Origin of the sequence: Roseibium polysiphoniae, assembly GCF_014842925.1 — a bacterium.
Classification (GTDB): domain Bacteria; phylum Pseudomonadota; class Alphaproteobacteria; order Rhizobiales; family Stappiaceae; genus Roseibium; species Roseibium polysiphoniae.
In genome coordinates this window covers 113,746-131,164 of the sequence record NZ_JACYXJ010000004.1, presented here as the reverse complement: position 1 = coordinate 131,164, position 17,419 = coordinate 113,746, and the positions used below count along the sequence as shown (strand labels likewise).

Here is a 17,419-nt window from a genome sequence, read left to right as displayed (position 1 = left end):
CTCAGGAAAACAGATACCTGGGTAGCCACGTGGCGATGTCCGGAAAGAACCAAAGGCAGATCAGAGCCAACAGCTGCAGGCCAACGAAAGGTGCTGCCCCCAGATATATGTCAGCGGTTGCAACCTCCTTTGGCGCAGCGCCGCGAAGGTAAAACAAGGCAAAACCGAAGGGGGGCGTGAGAAAAGATGTCTGAAGGTTCACTGCCATCATCACTCCGAGCCACGCTGGGCTCATGGGACTGCCGTCCGGCATCGGCAGCTGCAGCAGGATCGGCGCCACCAAGGGCACGACCACAAAGACGATCTCAAGAAAGTCGAGAAAGAAACCAAGCGCGAACATGACCGCCATGACAATCAGGACCGCGCCAAGCGTGCCCCCTGGAAGGTCTTGGAGAAGAGCAGAGACGGTCTCATCACCACCCAGATCCCGAAAGATGAGCGAAAAGATCGTCGCCCCGATCATGATCGCAAAGACCATGGCGGTGAATTCGACCGCGGACTGCAAGACATCGCTCAAGATCCCGCTCCGGAACAGAACGACGATATTGGCCAGCAGCCCTCCGGTGACGGCAAGCGTCCCGATGACAGAAACGGCGAATGTGAAGACGGCCCCCCTTCCAACCCAAAGTGCCTCAGCAGATTGAGTAAGGATAACGGCGAACGCGCCTGACAAAGGCACGAGCAGCAACCAAGAACGGTCGGGCACCTGCCTGCTACCTGCGAGAACAAGGGCACCGGCCACCCCGAGGGACGCCGCTTCTGTGGGTGTCGCAACCCCTCCGAGAATTGCACCGAGAACACACAGGATCAGGGCAAGCGGCGGCCCCATCGCGAGCCAGACATCAACCGTTGCCATCTCGGCGGATCCAGTTGAAGGATCCCGCGCTCTAGAGTTTGTTCGCAAAGACACCGCAACTTGATAGATGACGTAGACGCCGACCAACAGGAGGCCGGGCAAGAAGGCTGCGGCGAAAAGGTCGGCGATGGAAAACGGGTCAGGCGCGAAATTTCCCATTTCGCGTTGGCTGGTCTGATAGGCGTTCGAGAGCTGATCAGCGAGAAAAACGAGGACAATCGACGGCGGGATAATCTGCCCGAGCGTGCCCGCTGCTGCGATGGATCCTGTCGCCAAGCGTGGAGACACGCCTGCCTTTAGGAGCGAAGGCAGCGAGATCAGGCCCATGGTCACAACCGTTGCACCGACAATTCCAGTGGAGGCGGCAAGAAGTGCTCCGACGACGGTCACCGAAACAACAAGACCTCCTGGCACCTTGCGGAACAGCCATCCGAGCGCAGTCAGGAGATCTTCCGCTATTCGCGCTCTTTCAAGCACGATACCCATCACGATGAAGAGCGGCACCGCAATCAGCGTTTCATTGCTGATCGTGCCGAAGACACGTATCGGGATGGCACCCATTGTTGGGCCCACGCCACTGAAAAATCCGATTCCGGCAAAGACAAGTGCAACACCGCCAAGGGTGAAGGCGGCCGGATAGCCGAGCAGAAGCATCAGCAAAGACACTACCAGCATCAGCAGATCAAGATGTTCAAAAAGCAAGGTCAATGCAGACCCTCTTCTGCGCCAGGATCAAGCGCCGCTGGATCAATCTCCCGCGCGCCAAACAGCACGCAACAAGCGCTCCAAAATTGTGCGAAGGCCTGCAGCGCCAGAAGAAGCGAGAAAACCGGCAACAAAGTCTTGAGAACAAAAATCGCAGGGATGCCAGACGGCTGCGCCGACCCCTCCAAGACCGCCCATGAGGCGATCACATAGGGAAGCGAATACCAGAAGATCGTGACCGAGACCGGCAGCAGGAACAGAAGGCTGCCGCCAGCATCCACAAGAGCCTTTCGTCTTTCGCCTGCCGATCGATAGAAGATATCCACCCGAATGTGGCCACCGGTATGGAGCGTGTAGCCGATGGCCAGAAGGGCTGCCCCACCATGAAAATAAAGTGGCAACTCCTGCATCCAGACAAAGCCAGTGTCGAAAACATAGCGAAGCAGGACCACGCAAAACTGCGTCAGGAACAAAAGAAGCAAGCTCGCCGCCGCAATCGATGCGGCAAAGCGGTTCACCTGGGTCACCACTCTTGGAATTTGCGTCATCATGGTTCGTGCCTACAAAAAACGGGAGAAAGTTGCCTTTCCCCCGTTCCTTATCCCCTATTTCGCTAAACCTTAGAAGTTCAGTGAAATATCGCGGTGCCCGGAAAGACAGGCGGCAACGTCCAGCGCAAGTCCGTCTGGCAGACGGGACTGTTGGCGAAGACCGATGTTGTCCTTGATGACCTCATCATAGGCCGCAAGCTGTGGCAGCAGCTCCGCCGCCCCTCTTTCACGCCATTCCAGATCGGACTTGAGCTCGGCCAGTGAGTTGTCGATCTCTGCGATCGCCTCGTCCTTGTCTGGCGTCTTCCCACGCATGATCTTGCGCGCAGCAGAAAGGCCCTTGCGGATGTCGCTCGCACCTTCGACTTCACCCACAGACGACCGTACGGCCTCAATCTGCTCCACGGCTGCGGCTGCATCCAGGTTCGAGATCGCTTCCTTCAAGCCTTCGATTTCGGCTTCCTTGGACGCAAGCTTGTCTGCATCGGATAGAATAAGTCGAACCTCGCTCAAAGGCTCATAGGCCTGATCGACCGTACGCCGGTAGGTCTGACGCGCCTTGGTTTCCGCCTTTTGGATGTCCGCGAAGGTCTTGTTGACCTCCTCCCATTCAGCCGGAATCTCAGCAAGCAGTGCGTCATGCTCGACCGTCAGTACGTCAATCCGCGCTTGAGCCCGTTCGCCCTGAGCAACGGTATAGATCCCAGTCTCACCCGAACGGCTGACAATAACCTTCAGCTCCTCAATGGTCTCGTCGATGCGGCGCGCATCACGCTCAAGAGCACGAACTTCACCGTGAAGAGGGCGATAGTCTCCCGCAGCAGCCGCGACGGCTTCTTCTGCATCGACAATAGCAGTCATCTGAGGAATCGCGCTGCGAGCCTGTTCAAACCCTTTCGCGAGATCCTTTTGCAGATCTTCCGGAAGATAACTCACATCGAGCCCTTCAGCGGTCTGAATTGCAGACAGAATAGTATCGCCATTTTGCTGGAAGTCCTCATAAACGAGGTTCTCCATGCAATATTGCAGACGCGGGTTCTTCGGCGGAGGCGCCGTTTCAGACAGCAGCGACGCCCTGTTCGGCAGGTAGTTCACAAGCTGTGGGTACAGTCCGACGATCGCCAGAGCAAACAACTGAAGACCAATAAAGGCGATAACACCCTTGTACATGTCGATGGTCTTGACCACCGCCGGAGCGACACCGCGCAGATAGAACAATGCGAAACCAAACGGCGGCGTCAGGAACGACGTCTGGATATTCAGACCGATCATCACACCGAGCCAGACTGCGGTCACATTGGCGGAAGGATCAGCGAGGAGAATCGGGGCCACGATCGGCACGACGACCACGGCAATCTCGATGAAGTCGAGAAAAAAGCCGAGGATGAAGATGACCATCATGACAATTAGAAACTGTGCCCAGAAGCCACCGGGTAGTCCAAGAAGAAAATCCTTGACCAGCTCTTCACCACCGAAGGCCCGGAAGGAAGACGTCAGCATGGCCGCGCCAACCAGAATGATGAACACAAGCGAGGTGGTCTTCGCTGTCTCGACCATTACGCCACGCAGCGTGTCTTCAATCTTCAGTGTGCGCCAACCACTCCAGAATACCGCGATGAGCAGCATGGAGACAGCAATCAGGGCAATCACAAGCCCGAGAAGATCCTGACTGGTTTCGATGCGTTTGATGTTGATCGCACCGATGAAACTGACAACCAGCGCAATCGCCAAAAGTGAGAGGATAGCGATGATTGCAGGTGAATAGGCCCCGCGCTCACCGTCACGCAGTCGATACCCGGCCATAACCATGGCGCCCACGGCGCCGATGGCACCGGCCTGGTTTACGGTTGCGATGCCCGCGATGATCGAGCCCAGAACGAGGAAGATCAGTGCCAGCGGCGGGACAAGCGTTACGAAAACCTGGACCGCGAACTTGCGGTCAAACTTGCCTTCGTGGTGGACCGCAGGAGCCGCCTTCGGGTTGATCAGCGCAAACCCGAGAATGAAGGCCATATAGAGGCCCACAAGAACCATTCCGGGTAGGAACGCGCCCAGGAACATTTCACCGGCACTGGTCGACACAACAGCAAAGTCCGACGGCATCGAAATTTCGCCTGTCGTCTGCTTGTAGAGCGTTTGCCGAATAGCACCTGCCTGATCAACCGCACTGGCAAGCTGGTCGGCAAGGATGATCAGAACGATCGACGGTGGAATGATCTGACCAAGTGTGCCTGACGCTGCAATCGTACCGGTCGCGAGCGGGACAGAGTAATTGTTGCGCAGCATTGCAGGCAGTGAGATCAGGCCCATGGCAACAACGGTTGCACCAACAATACCTGTCGTCGCCGCAAGAAGCGCACCCACAAACACGACCGAAATGCCAAGTCCGCCGGGAACCGGTCCGAACAGGCGCGCCATGGTCACGAGCAGATCCTCAGCGATCTTCGAACGCTGCAGCATGATTCCCATGAACACGAACAATGGGATTGCAATCAGCGTATCGCGCTCAGCCTCCCAATAGATCCCTCGGAAGTTGGTAACGCCGGCACTCAGCCACTGGCCCGGACCACCATGCGCGAAGAACGCATCTGTTCCGCTCGAGAAAATATATCCGGACAGGGCCGCGATGCCGATGGTGATGATCGCCGAACCCGGCAACGCAAAGGCCACCGGGAATCCTGAACCAAGCGCGGTCGCCATCAGGATCACAAGAAGGGCTAGAAAGAAGAGTTCCATATCAAGCAGTCTCTGACGGTCTAGTGGGCAGCGGGGACGTCGTGGTCACGACCGCCCGGTTCACCGCGCATATCGGCAACGGCATCCATGAGGTAGCTGACAAACTGGATCATCATGGACACAGCAAAAACGCCCAGGAAACCAGCCATCAAGTACTTCACATAAAGGCCGAAGCCAGCCTGCGTCGTTTCATAGGAAAGGATCGGGCTATTGATGATGTTCTGCTTGCCGCCCATGCCAATGATCAGAATGACCCAGCACAGGGAAATGCCAAGAAGAAGCGAGCCAACGGCGTTGACCTTGCCCTTAAGCCTCGAATTGAACCCGGCGTAGAACACATCGACGCGGACATGCCCCTCTTCCAGAAGCGTGTAGGCGCTGGCAAAGAGGAACAATGCTGCATACCAGAAGCGCACCAGGTCGGCCATGAAGGCCTGCTCGTAAGAGAAGATGAAGCGACCAATCACGATCAGGAGCTCGGCAGCAACCACGAGCAGCGCAAGCCATGTAAAGCCGAGCGTCCGGGTGAAGGCGGCGATCACGACGGAAAGCGCGATAAGCGGCATATGAACATAGCCGCCGCGGAAATGGGATCGACCCAGATCAGCTGCAAGCCCTGTCCCGACAATGCCCTCGAGCATCCCTTCGACGCGAAGGAAGGAAATAACAGTATCGACAAGCCCGACTATGAGGACTGCCCAGAAAGCAGCACGGATCAAAAAGGCGTTGATGTCACTGATGCGCTTAGCATCCTCGCGAAGCGTTACGGGCTTCGTCCGCCCGACATGCAGAAAGGCGAGGACCACAGCAATGGCGTAAAGGCCCAACTGCACCCAGGACCAAAGGATCGGCATGGAACCGTTCACGGCACCGCCGAAAATCGGGGCAACACCGGGAAGTCCCTGCCAGTAGTTGAGATAATTGTTCAGCAAGAACGCTGCCATCACTGCGAGAATGATCCAACCGAAAGTCCGGACTGGAACGGGGCTCTTGGACGAACCCGTTGTCGCGTTGGAGTTGGCAGACACGTCTTGAACGGTGTTCAAGGCCGTCATTGCGGATGTGCCCTTTGGTTTTATTTAGATGCAACAAGAGTGGGGACGGGATTTCTCCCGTCCCCTGCGTTTAAAACCGCAATACTTAGACAGTGATGCCCAGAACGCGGTTACGCTGTTCGGTATAACCAGTGTCAGCAAGAAGCATCCAACGGCCGATTTCTGAACGGGCCTTTGCAAAGCTCTCGTGCGTACGAGCGGTCAGATCGCTGTGCTGAACGGTTTCTTCAAACACTTCTTCAGCAGCTTCACCGAATGCATCATAAACTTCGTCGGAGAACTTCTTCAGTTCAACGCCGTGTTCATTGATCAGCTTGTCGAGGTAAACGCCGTTTTCAGCGTTGGTCTCAGCCATCTGACGTGCATTTTCTTCGTTACAAGCTGCTTCGATGATTGCCTGATCCGTCTTGGACAGGGAATTCCACCAGGAAGCGTTCATGCCCATGGCAAGCTGCGAGCCCGGCTCATGCATGCCCGGGTAGTAGTAGTATTTCGCAGCTTCGTAGAACTTCATGAAGTAGTCGTTGTACGGACCAACCCACTCAGTTGCATCGACAGCGCCAGACACGAGGTTTTCGTAGATCTGACCGCCAGGAAGCGAAACAGGCGAAGCGCCAAGCTTGGCCATGACGTCGCCGCCGAGGCCAGGAATACGCATCTTCAGACCCTTGAGGTCATCAGCGGTTTCGATTTCCTTGTTGAACCAGCCACCCATCTGAACGCCGGTGTTACCACAGGCAAAGTTCTTCAGGCCGAATTCACCAGCAAGCTCATCCCAGAGTTCCTGTCCGCCGCCGTATTTGATCCAGGCGTCGATTTCGGCATATGTCAGACCGAACGGAACAGCCGTGAAGTAGGCCCACGCAGGGTGCTTACCCTTCCAGTAGTAGTCAGCGCCGATGTAGGCCTGAGCATTGCCGGAAGCGACTTCATCGAAGGAGTCGAATGCGCCAACGCGTTCGCCGGCAGCAAAATACTGAACATTGATACGACCATCGGTGAGTTCACCGATACGCGCTGCAAGACGCTGCGCGGAAACACCCAGACCCGGGAAATCCCGTGGCCAGGTAGAGACAATGACCATGTCGGTGGTCGACTGTGCAATAGCCGGAGCAGCAAGAGTGGAAGCTGCAACAGCACCACCAGCACCCAGGCCGGCCTTCTTGATAAAGGAACGACGATCCATAAACTATTTCCTCCCAAATCGGATACGTATCCAATCGGCGCTTACCCTTGCACCGATCTGACGTTATGTCTAGGTGATGCAGGGAGTTAAGCGCTATTCGTGGTTTTGCGCACCAACTCAGTAATACTACTGAATGATCGATAAGACTCCTGCGCCACGTGCGTGCCTCGCGAAATAATTGGTAGGCTCAGGTGACCTTCAAAACAAAATTGATGCTGATCACGATTTTGCCGCTGATCACCGTTTCCATCCTGATCGGAAGTGTCAGCTACTTTCAGGCCCGGCGCCTTATCGAGATTGAAACTCACTCCGTAGAACAGCGGATTCTCGCCACAAAGCGCCAGGAAATCCGGAATTACCTCAATCTTGCGCTGACATCGATCGAGCGCATCTATGAAGGCGAACCCGGTGGCCGCGCCGCAGCCCAGGAAAGCGTGAAGCAGATCCTTCACAACATGACCTTCGGCGAGGATGGCTATTTTTTCGTCTACTCACTGGACGGCACAAATTTAGTGCATCCGAAACTTGCGCACCTGGTTGGCAAGAAATGGTGGGATCTTCAGGACCCTGAAGGCGATTTCGTCATCCGCAATCTGATCGAGACAGCGCAAAACGGCGGCGGCTTCCATGAATATGTATGGCACAAGCCCAGCACCGGACTGGTGGAGGAAAAACTAGGCTTTGCAATCATTCTGGACAAGTGGAACTGGATGCTGGGGACCGGCCTTTACACCGATGACATTGCCCGCGAAGTTGCCGCCATACGTGCCGACTTCTCGGAATCCATCAGGCAGACCGTTATCGTCGTCTTCGCAATCACGCTGGTTGCGATCGTGGTCGCAGGACTGCTGATTGCTGGCGTGCGCTTTTCCGAGCAGAGATTTGCCGACAGCAAGCTCAAGGAGCTGACCAATCGGATTTTCGAAGTACAGGAACAGGAAAGAAAGCGCGTTTCCACCGAACTTCACGATAGTATTTCCCAGCTGCTGGTTTCGGTTCGGTATGGCATCGAGATGATCCAGTCCGAAGCCAGCCGGACACCAGTCCTGCGCGGCTATGCCGACAAGTGCATGCGGATTCTAGACGGCGCCATTTCAGAAGTGCGCCGCATTTCAAGGGACCTGCGGCCAAGCGTTCTGGATGACATGGGTCTGGCAACCGCACTTGTGAGCTTGGGCAAGGAATTTGAAACACACTCGGGCATCAAAGTGGATGTGTCCCCCGAACGGACCCACGATCGCCTGTCAGACAGCGCGAAGACAGCGCTTTACCGCGTTGTTCAGGAGGCCATGACCAATGTCGCACGGCATTCCGGCGCAACCCATGTTTCCATTACGCTGGTTGTCGGCCGCCACACCCTGAGCCTGACAATTGAAGACAATGGTCGCGGTCTGCCACATCCGTTGCCGCAGGGAGGCGGTCTCGGCATCAGAAACATGCGCGAGCGGATGGAAACTCATGATGGTTTTCTCCAGCTCCGGAACATGGCAGAAGGAGGCACCCGCATCCGTGTGACGATGCCTCTCAACAAGACCTCGGAAAGAGCCGCATGAGGAAGATGGCACAGACCACCGACACTTTGCACATGCGCCCGATACGCGTCTTGCTGGCCGACGATCATGAACTCGTTCGCGACGGCATTCGTGCGCGCCTTGCCCAGACGGATACGCTTGAAGTCGTCGGCGAAGCCACGAATGGCCGCGAGGCCGTTGAACAGGTGGATTCCCTTCGGCCAGACATCATTTTGATGGACGTCTCAATGCCAGTGATGAACGGACTGGATGCCGCCAACGAAATCAGGAAGCGTTTCCCCGAAACCAGCATTCTCGTGCTTTCGATTTACGACAATCCGGAGTATGTCCGCGGCGTGGTTCAGGCAGGCGCGAGAGGCTACATTCTCAAGGACATTTCGGCGAAAGAAATGCTGACGGCAATCACCAGCGTGGCCAGTGGCGGTTACTATTTCTCTTCCGCTGTCGGCCCCACACTCGTTGGCGGCAATGTGCCGGCCCAGGTGAACGATCCTTATGGATTGACGGACCGGGAAAAACAGGTCCTATCCGGAATCGCCGAAGGGCAGCCGAACAAGGAAATTGCAGCCAATCTAGGCATCAGTGTCCGCACGGTAGAGTCCCACCGGCTCAATCTCAGAGAAAAGGTCGGCAGCAAGAATGCCGCCCAACTCTACAAGATCGCGCAGGAACTCAAGTTGCTGGATTAGCTCCCAACAGGCATCTTCTAAACATTAGACAAACACGATACCCAACCGGATCTCCCGAAAATGAAAAAGCCGCTCATTCTTGTCACCGCCGACGTGAAACCTCTCGACGGCTACGATTGGCACGCAGCACCCTCCACCTATCTGCAAGCGACCTTGAGCGGCGCCGACGCGATACCTGTCATTCTACCCTCTTTGGGCGCAGAAGTGGATCTCGACGCGGTCCTCGACCGTGTGGATGGTGTGCTGGCGACAGGCTCACGCTCCAACGTCAATCCACAGCTCTACGGCGCCGAGGCAACTGAAGCCAATGGTCCATATGATGCAGCCCGTGATGCAACCACACTTCCGCTTCTACGCCGGGCTGTTGAACGTGGCATTCCGGTCTTTGCTATCTGCCGCGGCATGCAGGAGCTGAATGTCGCCTTCGGCGGAACACTGCTGACTGAAATTCAGGAGATGGCGGGCCGCTCTGATCACCGCGCGCCGACCTCCGAGCACCAGGATGAAAGGTTCCGGATCGCTCACACGGTCGATGTTGCATCAGGCGGTCAGCTCGGCAAGGTGATTGGTGACGAGAAGTTTGAGGTCAATTCACTCCATCGTCAGGCCCTCGGAGACCTCGGCAAAGGTCTGAAGATCGAGGCCCAAGCGGACGACGGCACGATCGAAGCTGTTTCCGTGACGGGTGCAAAAGGCTACGTCGTCGCGACACAGTGGCATCCGGAATATTGGGTTGCCAGCGATGGCCCCTCCCAAAAGCTGTTCAAGGCATTTGGAGATGCCGCGCGCGCCTACGCTGCCCAGAGAACCTGAGAATAGAAATCTCCGGCGCTAACCCCAGCCAATCGCCGCGATCAGAAGCGACAATCCCAGCAAGAGAACGGTTAGGGCACCGGCGATCTCGATCGTCCGGTGCACACGCGTTGCCATGACGGATCCATCCCCAAACAATCGCACCGCAAGCCCTTTGGCACCCACCGCGAGACCGGCGAGAATGGAAACGGTAATTCCAGTGCCAACAGCCATTGCGAATGTGGCCGCAATGCCTGCGCCCAACATCGACTGAGACAACGCGAAGACAAGCACGATCAAGGCTCCGGAGCAGGGGCGTAGACCGACAGCGAGCACAATCGACGCGGCTCTGCCGAGCGTCATATGTCCCTGCAGCATGTCCGGCGTTGGCGCATGCGCGTGACCGCAGGACGAGCAGACCCCGTCTTCGCCAATGTGATGGTCATGATCGTGGTGCGCATGGTTATGGCCGTGGTGACCATGAGCATCGTGGCTATGGTCGTGTGCATGATGGTGATCGTGCGAGTGATGGTCATGGCCCGCATGGGCCGGCCTGAAGATAGGAAGCAAGGCTTTCTGCCACAGGAGATACCCACCGAGCGCTGTGACCAGGGCATAGGACCCGATCTCAAACCATCGCGCCGTGTCCTGAATCGCGATCGACGTGAGTTTCAGGACGACGGCCGCAACACCCACCAACAGAACCGCTGTGACCGCTTGCGCAAACGCTGAAACGAAAGAAAGCACGATACCTTTCTTCAAGGTTTCATTGTTGGCAACCACGTAGGACGAGATGATCGCCTTGCCATGGCCAGGACCGGCCGCATGAAAAATGCCGTAGGCAAAGGACAGACCAATCAGCAGCCAGCCAGCGTTTGGATTGGAACGAAACGCCCGCATTGCACCGATCAGCTTTTGATAAAATTCCTGCTGGAGACGCGCGATCGTACCAAACCAGCGATCCGCAAGGCTGACATCGATCGGCTCCGCTGGTGTGGCTGATACAGCCTCATTGGAATTCACTGTTTCGCCTGTTTCAGCAACAACGGACGCGCTATCGCTGCCTGCACCAACGGCCGCAACAGAACAGTTGATGATCATCTGGTTGACCTGGCTGGCAGCAGCCGACTGGAGTTCTGGCGGAAGGTTGCGTTGTTCCGGACCAATCTGCGCAAGGGCAAACGCTGTCGCATCATCAAGCGCCGGAGGCTCTTTGCGCTCGACCTTGCAGCTGCCAGGCGCATTTTCCAGTCCAGTGGCTTCAGGCTCCCGGCCGAAGCGGAAATCGACGTAATAGGTCGGGTCATAGACATCGAGCGTGATCGTCTGATCGGCATCAGACCCTTCCTTCATGGGCAGAAGGAAGTGCAATTCCAGAAGTTGAACGGTCTCCGGCATTTCTGTGCCATTGAGCTGGACGTCCTCCGCCATCGCCTCAAAGTCTTCCGGCTTCATCGCCCAGTAGTCCTTGAGCGGGACAGTCGCGACTTCGAGCCAATAGTCCTCTGGCGGATCAAAATCGAATTCGATCCGGGTATTGTCCCCAAACGTGAAATACCCGAACTCCGCCATGCTTTCGATATTCACCTGGGCAAGTTCGGCAAGCTCTTCACGCGAAAAGGACCCGTCGCCATTCGTGTCGAAGCCCTGGATGGCAAAGGCCGTGAAGGCATCATCGAACCGAAAGACGTGGCGAACCGCAGTTGCAGTTCCGTCATCGTCAAAGACCAGTCGTGTGCGCGCTTCCACGAAGACGTGTGGATGGGCCAAAGCCGCAAGGTTCGCCGAAAAAAGGGCAAGAAAAGCCAGGAAAATCCGAGCCGTAAGGCTCATAAATGCAGCAGACAAGGCAGGTTTCCGATCGATCGGCAAGAATGACAAGGGATCTGTGCCCCGAGAACGCGGCAGGATCAAGGCCTGAGCGATCTGCAACCGCCTTTGGCTTCATCGCATTATTTTTCCATCATATGCTCAACGCAGGTAAGTTTTATTCCTGAATGAAATTCCCAATTGGGAAAAAGGACGCAAAATCCTCTAAATGTCGATCATATTCATCTCAAGAAATAACAGCCTTGGGAAACGACCATGAACGTCCAGTTTTCAAAGCCACCCGTCCCGACTGCATTTGAACACGACGAGTTTGATGACCACGAGAACGTGCTGTTCGCGCGTGATCGGAAAAGCGGCCTGACCGCTATCATAGCAGTGCATGATACGACCCTGGGGCCGGCCCTCGGCGGCTGTCGTATTTGGCCCTACCCGTCAAAGGCCGAAGCGCTGACCGATGCGCTCCGCCTGTCACGAGGAATGACCTACAAAAATGCGCTGGCCGGCCTGGACCTTGGCGGCGGCAAGGCGGTGATCATTGCCGATCCTCGGCAAGACAAGACGCCGGAACTGATGAAGGCTTTCGGCACTCATGTCGAGCGGCTCTCCGGGACGTATATCACCGCCGAGGATGTTGGCGTCTCGCCTGAGGACATGGAAGCCGTCGCCGAGAAGACGCGCCACGTCCGCGGAACCAGAGCGACGGGGCTCGGCGACCCCTCCCCTTTCACGGCTCTTGGTGTGTTTGAAGGGCTGAAAGCTGCCGCAAGTCATGTTTTCGGATCTAGCGACCTGACCGGCAAGCGTGTTTCTGTTCAAGGGCTGGGCCACGTTGGCTTCGATCTGTGCAAACACCTGCATGAAGCAGGCGCAAGCCTCATCGTTTCCGACATCCATGAGCCTGCGGTCCAAAGAGCGGTCAGCTGCTTTGATGCGACCGCCGTAAAGCCGGAGGATGCGCACAGGGTCGATGCCGACATATTCGCCCCCTGCGCGCTCGGCGGCGTCCTCAATGCGCAGACGGTGCCGGAGATCGGCGCAAAAATCGTCGCCGGCGCATCCAACAATCAGCTGCAGACTACAGAAGATGGTGTCGCACTGAAAAAACGAGGGATCCTCTACGCCCCGGACTACGCGATCAATGCTGGCGGCGTGATTTCCATCGCCCTGGCGACACCAGGTGGCGGAGAGCAGGCTGTCCGAGCCAAGACACTCGCCATAGCCGAGACGATGAGCGCAATCTTCAGCCGTGCAGAAGAAGCCAACCGCCCTCCTGAACAGATCGCAGATGAGATCGCCGAAGAGCGGCTCAACCGGCGACCCTGATCCGGCATCCGTTGACGATTGGCGTTGTTAACCTGGGCAAGGCTCACCTGCCTTTTTGCGCTCCGAGAACCACGCGACCAGAAAATCCACAAACGCCCGCACCTTGCCGGTTAGATGCCGGCGATGCGGATAGACTGCGTAGACGCCAAGATTGTCCGGCTGGAATTCATCGAGCACGGTGGTCAACAAACCTTTTTGAATATCTTCGGCCACAAACATCAGAGGGGTTCGAAGAAACCCCAAGTTACAGAGTGCTGCATCACGCCCTGCAGAAGCGCTGTTCACTTCGACGGGTCCCTTGACCGGAACCACGATCCGCTGGCCCTCAACAATGAAGTTCCAGTTCTGCTTTTGCCGGTAATTCGTGTCGATAATGCAGGGCCGTGAAGCCAGTTCCGACGGCTGCGTTGGAACACCATATTTTTGCGTCACTTCCTTCGTGGCACAGACGACTGCGCGAAAGGGCGCAATTTTCCGCGCAATCAGACTGGAATCTTCCAGGTCGGTGACACGGATCGCAACATCGAAACCCTCATCCACCAGATCCACAAAGCGATCCTCCAGGCGAAGGTCCATTTTGACTTCGGGATTTGCGACGAGAAATTCCATCATCGCGCGATTGATCAGGCTGTCGCCCATGGAGCGTGGCGCCGACACCTTCAGACGGCCACGTATCGCCTGGTGAGAAGACTGGACAGACGCCTGAAGGTCATCGATCCGCTGCAGGATCTCTGTCGTCTCCTTGTAGTAGACCTCACCGACCTCGGTCAGGGACACCTGTCTGGTCGTCCGGTTGAGAAGACGCGCTCCGAGTTCATCCTCCAGTTCGCCGATGTATTTCGAGACCAATGCCTTTGACCGACCCATTTCACGGGCGGCCGCCGAGAAGCCCTTGCTGTCGACCACCTGAATGAAGCAGCGCATGCGGGTAATGGCGTCCATGATCTCTCCGAAGCAACGATAAAAACTGCCAACTTTCGAGAAGTGTCCCGAAAACCATTAGCTTTGCAAGCGACCTTGCCCTTCACCCTTGTCAGACGATGGACGCACCGCCATCCGCACGCGGGTCGTGCGCACCTTCAAGGCCGCCTTTCGCATTGCGGACAATCATGCCGGCGTGCCCCATCGTATCGGAGTAATCATCAGCCATTTGAACCACCTCATGGCCAACCTTTTCCAGGCCCCGGACAAGATCCGGATCAAACCGCGCTTCGAGACGCAAGGAGGTCGTTTCATCGCCCCATGTCCGGCCCAAGAGCCAGCGGGGAGCGTCAATTGCCTCGCCAACCGGCATGCCATTTAGAACATGACGCGCGAAGATCGCCGCTTGCGTCTGTGGCTGCCCCTCGCCGCCCATCGTGCCGTAAGTCATCGTGCGGCCGTCACGGAGCCTTGCCATTGCCGGGTTCAGTGTGTGAAACGGCTGCCGGCCCGGTTCCAAAGCGTTCAAGGCATCCGGCCGAAGGGAAAAGCTCGCGCCGCGGTTCTGCCAGGTAATTCCCGTCTTCGGCAGAACGCAGCCAGAGCCGAATTCCCAATAGATCGACTGAATGAACGAGACGGATACGCCCTTCTTGTCGACCGCGCCCATCCAGATCGTGTCACCAGGCTTCGCGATCTGCGGCCACTCGAGCGCCCGGCGCAAGTCGATCTTGGCTGCCTCTTCATCAAGCCAGTCAGCGGTCAGAAATGTCCTGGGAGGTTCAGGCAATCGCAACGGGTCGGTGACGATGCGATCTCTCACCAGGAAGGCCCGCTTTGTCGCCTCGACCAGACCATGCACAAGGTCGAAGCCCTCACGGCCATCGGTTTTCAAACGGTCGTACAGCCCAAGGATGATCAGTGAGGCGAGCCCCTGGGTCGGAGGCGGCGCATTGAAAACGGTGCCGCACTTGAGTTCGACCTTAAGGGCGTCCTTGAAACGCGCCTCGAATTTCTCAAGATCCGCCTTGGTCACCGGCGAGCCGATGCGCTCCAGATCATCCGCGATCGCTGCCCCGACATCGCCGCGGTAGAACTCATCAAACCCCTCATGGGCCAGATGCTGCAGCGTATCGGCAAGACGCGCCTGCTTCAGCAGCGAGCCCTCTTCAGGAACCTCGCCGTCAACCAGGAAAACATCTGCAAAACCAGGTTGATCCTTCAGCTCCGCGAGTTTTTCGAAGGTCAGTGCGGTCTGGCTGCGCGTAACGCTGATCCCCTCCTTGGCGTGCCGAATTGCAGAGCTCAAAAGTTCGGTATTCGGGACCTTGCCGGCGCCAATTGCCTGAGCTGCCTCTTTGGCCTTGGCCCATCCGCCAATGGTTCCAGCCACCGTAAGCGCCGCAAGTGGTCCACGCGTCGGGATCGCACCATGCCCCGCCTTGTTGTAAGCCTCGATCGTCGCGCCGGAACCGGCACTGCCACAGGCCATGAGAGCCTTGGGGTCCTTGCCCGGTTCCGCGATCAGCCAGAAACCATCACCGCCGATTGCATTCATGTGCGGATAGACAACAGCGATCGTGGACGCTGCCGCGATCATCGCCTCGATGGCGGAGCCGCCCTCGGCCAGAATTTCAGCTCCCGCGTCGGCTGCCGCCTTGTGCGGGGCAACCACCATGCCGCCCGATGAAGTGGTCGTGTCCATGATGAAATCCTTATGCGCTGTCTTGAGTGCTAATGAACCCGGCGACGTCTCCGACCGACGTTCACAAGGGAAACCAGGAAGCGGACGCCAAGCAGACCTGCAACACCGCCAAGGCCAGCGCTGACCGCGCCTTCCATGGTGACCGGCAGGGCAGGTTCATAGTCTTCTGCCGTCGATTGCGCCAGCTTCGGGTCCATTGATTCCAAAACCACAGCCAGCCGCGCAAATGGTCCGGCAGCCGCCAAGGCATCCCGTTGATCAACGAGCTTTGAAAGCCGGGCGCGCGTCTCTTCCATGGTTTCGCCGCGCTCGCGGGCAAAGTCGTCCGCGCCTGACTTAAGGCGCGCAATCGCCTCGTCTACAGTCAACCCGAACTGGCTCGCATCTGCCTCGAAGTCTGCCATGACTTCCTGCAGCGCGTCGATCGCTCCACCAATGCGCTGTCGATACTGTTGCGCGAACTCAGGCAATTGCGACGTCGCCGTTCCGCACAGGACCGCAACGATCAACATCAGCATTCTCACCATACCCGCCGCCTCTCCAGTTCGCGAAACCTAGCGAAGAGAAATGATCCCGGCTTCGCCATCTTCTGAGCCAAACACGAGCCGGTCGCCGGCGTCGTCCCAGCTCATGGAAGACACAGGCGCCTTTCCAAGCCGGCGCAGAAGCACTTCGGCATTGTCTTCGAACCGGCACATCATGATCATGCCATCCAGATAGCCGACCGCGACGACATCTTCCTTCGGATGGCAGGCAACGACGGACACAATATTGTCGCCCCGCGTGCCAAGCTGCAGCGGGTTCTGCCCCATTGGTCCGGTCTTGCCGAAGAAAGGCCAGCAGATGGCCGCATTGGCACCCGAAGTCGCAAGGTAGCGGCCTTTTTGCGACCAGCTCCAGGACTTTACCTTGGCCGGATAGCCCGTCATCCGCATGTCCTGACTGTCACTCAGGCGCCAACCATGGAGCGCGTTTTCCTGCATCGCCGTCACAAGATATTTGCCGTCAGGCGAGAAACTGATCCCCAGGTGAGCCCCTTTCCAGGAAAGCTCCTGCGGCGCTCCACCTGCGTTGGCCCACCAGATCGTCGCCCCATCATACCGGGCCACCGCCAGCTTCAGGCCCTTGGGCGCAAAGGCCAGGCCGCCGACGGCGCGTTCATGGGCGAATTCATTTTCCTTGCCGTCGTCAAGACGCACCCAGGCAGTCCGGCCCGAAGCAAAGGCAACTGCACCGTTCGGGCCGCATGCCAGAAGGTCGATCCACTTTCGCGGTCGCTCTGCCAGGGTCGTGATGGTTCCATCGGAGTCAATCTTCTGGATCAAACCGTCATCGCCAGACGTCACGAGGCCTTTTTCGTCCAGCATCTTCTCTGCAGCAAGAAGCCCGTTTTTATGTGGCTGAACCCGTCGCTCACCGCCTTCAGCGAAACACAGCGAGCCATCACCCAGTGCAAAAAACGGTACATCTTTCAAAAAGCCGGCGCGGACGACAAAGCCGTCCACATCAACAGGAGCAAGTGTCGGCACGTTGATCCC

14 protein-coding genes are annotated in these 17,419 nt (G+C 57.3%); 4 read left to right on the top strand and 10 right to left on the bottom strand.

Annotation, left to right across the window (positions count from 1 at the left end):
- Position 1: 1 nt before the first annotated feature.
- The 5 genes from IG617_RS10825 to IG617_RS10805 form a co-directional block, all read right to left on the bottom strand.
- Positions 2–1,531: a TRAP transporter large permease gene (locus tag IG617_RS10825; RefSeq protein WP_192109628.1), complete on the bottom strand. Its 1,530-nt coding sequence runs from the start codon at positions 1,529–1,531 to the stop codon at positions 2–4.
- Positions 1,532–1,560: 29 nt separating this feature from the next.
- Positions 1,561–2,112 carry a TRAP transporter small permease subunit gene (locus IG617_RS10820; RefSeq protein ID WP_192109257.1) on the bottom strand — a complete coding sequence of 184 codons (552 nt, stop codon included), beginning with the start codon at positions 2,110–2,112 and terminating at the stop codon, positions 1,561–1,563.
- Positions 2,113–2,181: 69 nt separating this feature from the next.
- Positions 2,182–4,848, bottom strand: coding sequence for a TRAP transporter large permease subunit (locus IG617_RS10815; protein ID WP_192109256.1), 2,667 nt, complete (start codon positions 4,846–4,848; stop codon positions 2,182–2,184).
- Positions 4,849–4,868: 20 nt separating this feature from the next.
- The gene (locus IG617_RS10810; protein ID WP_192109255.1) at positions 4,869–5,903 is read right to left on the bottom strand and encodes a TRAP transporter small permease subunit; all 1,035 of its coding nucleotides are present in this window, start codon (positions 5,901–5,903) and stop codon (positions 4,869–4,871) included.
- Positions 5,904–5,988: 85 nt separating this feature from the next.
- Complete coding sequence (locus tag IG617_RS10805; protein WP_192109254.1) at positions 5,989–7,089, bottom strand: TRAP transporter substrate-binding protein; 1,101 nt, start codon at positions 7,087–7,089, stop codon at positions 5,989–5,991.
- A 191-nt stretch (positions 7,090–7,280) separates the two neighbouring features.
- Here IG617_RS10805 and IG617_RS10800 point away from each other — a divergent pair, with 191 nt between their 5' ends.
- From IG617_RS10800 to IG617_RS10790, 3 genes are read left to right on the top strand one after another with little or no spacing between them, the layout of a single operon-like run.
- Positions 7,281–8,642 carry a cache domain-containing protein gene (locus tag IG617_RS10800; protein WP_192109253.1) on the top strand — a complete coding sequence of 454 codons (1,362 nt, stop codon included), beginning with the start codon at positions 7,281–7,283 and terminating at the stop codon, positions 8,640–8,642.
- Positions 8,639–9,310, top strand: a complete 672-nt coding sequence (locus IG617_RS10795; RefSeq protein ID WP_209008417.1) for a response regulator — start codon at positions 8,639–8,641, stop codon at positions 9,308–9,310. The genes IG617_RS10800 and IG617_RS10795 overlap by 4 nt, the downstream gene beginning before the upstream one ends.
- 60 nt (positions 9,311–9,370) lie before the next feature.
- Positions 9,371–10,123: a gamma-glutamyl-gamma-aminobutyrate hydrolase family protein gene (locus IG617_RS10790; protein WP_192109252.1), complete on the top strand. Its 753-nt coding sequence runs from the start codon at positions 9,371–9,373 to the stop codon at positions 10,121–10,123.
- A gap of 18 nt (positions 10,124–10,141) precedes the next feature.
- Here the strand turns inward: IG617_RS10790 and IG617_RS10785 are convergent, their stop codons facing one another.
- On the bottom strand, positions 10,142–11,950 hold the full coding sequence (locus IG617_RS10785) for a HoxN/HupN/NixA family nickel/cobalt transporter (RefSeq protein WP_209008416.1): 1,809 nt from the start codon (positions 11,948–11,950) through the stop codon (positions 10,142–10,144).
- 237 nt (positions 11,951–12,187) lie between these two features.
- Here IG617_RS10785 and IG617_RS10780 point away from each other — a divergent pair, with 237 nt between their 5' ends.
- Positions 12,188–13,255 carry a Glu/Leu/Phe/Val dehydrogenase gene (locus IG617_RS10780; protein WP_192109251.1) on the top strand — a complete coding sequence of 356 codons (1,068 nt, stop codon included), beginning with the start codon at positions 12,188–12,190 and terminating at the stop codon, positions 13,253–13,255.
- A 27-nt stretch (positions 13,256–13,282) separates the two neighbouring features.
- Here the strand turns inward: IG617_RS10780 and IG617_RS10775 are convergent, their stop codons facing one another.
- The 4 genes from IG617_RS10775 to IG617_RS10760 form a co-directional block, all read right to left on the bottom strand.
- The gene (locus IG617_RS10775; RefSeq protein WP_192109250.1) at positions 13,283–14,197 is read right to left on the bottom strand and encodes a LysR family transcriptional regulator; all 915 of its coding nucleotides are present in this window, start codon (positions 14,195–14,197) and stop codon (positions 13,283–13,285) included.
- A gap of 91 nt (positions 14,198–14,288) precedes the next feature.
- Positions 14,289–15,881: a gamma-glutamyltransferase family protein gene (locus tag IG617_RS10770; RefSeq protein ID WP_192109249.1), complete on the bottom strand. Its 1,593-nt coding sequence runs from the start codon at positions 15,879–15,881 to the stop codon at positions 14,289–14,291.
- 29 nt (positions 15,882–15,910) lie between these two features.
- A complete protein-coding gene (locus IG617_RS10765; protein WP_209008415.1) occupies positions 15,911–16,393 on the bottom strand; it encodes a DUF2937 family protein in 483 nt (160 codons plus the stop codon).
- A 42-nt stretch (positions 16,394–16,435) separates the two neighbouring features.
- Positions 16,436–17,410: a WD40 repeat domain-containing protein gene (locus IG617_RS10760; protein WP_192109247.1), complete on the bottom strand. Its 975-nt coding sequence runs from the start codon at positions 17,408–17,410 to the stop codon at positions 16,436–16,438.
- Positions 17,411–17,419 lie beyond the last annotated feature (9 nt).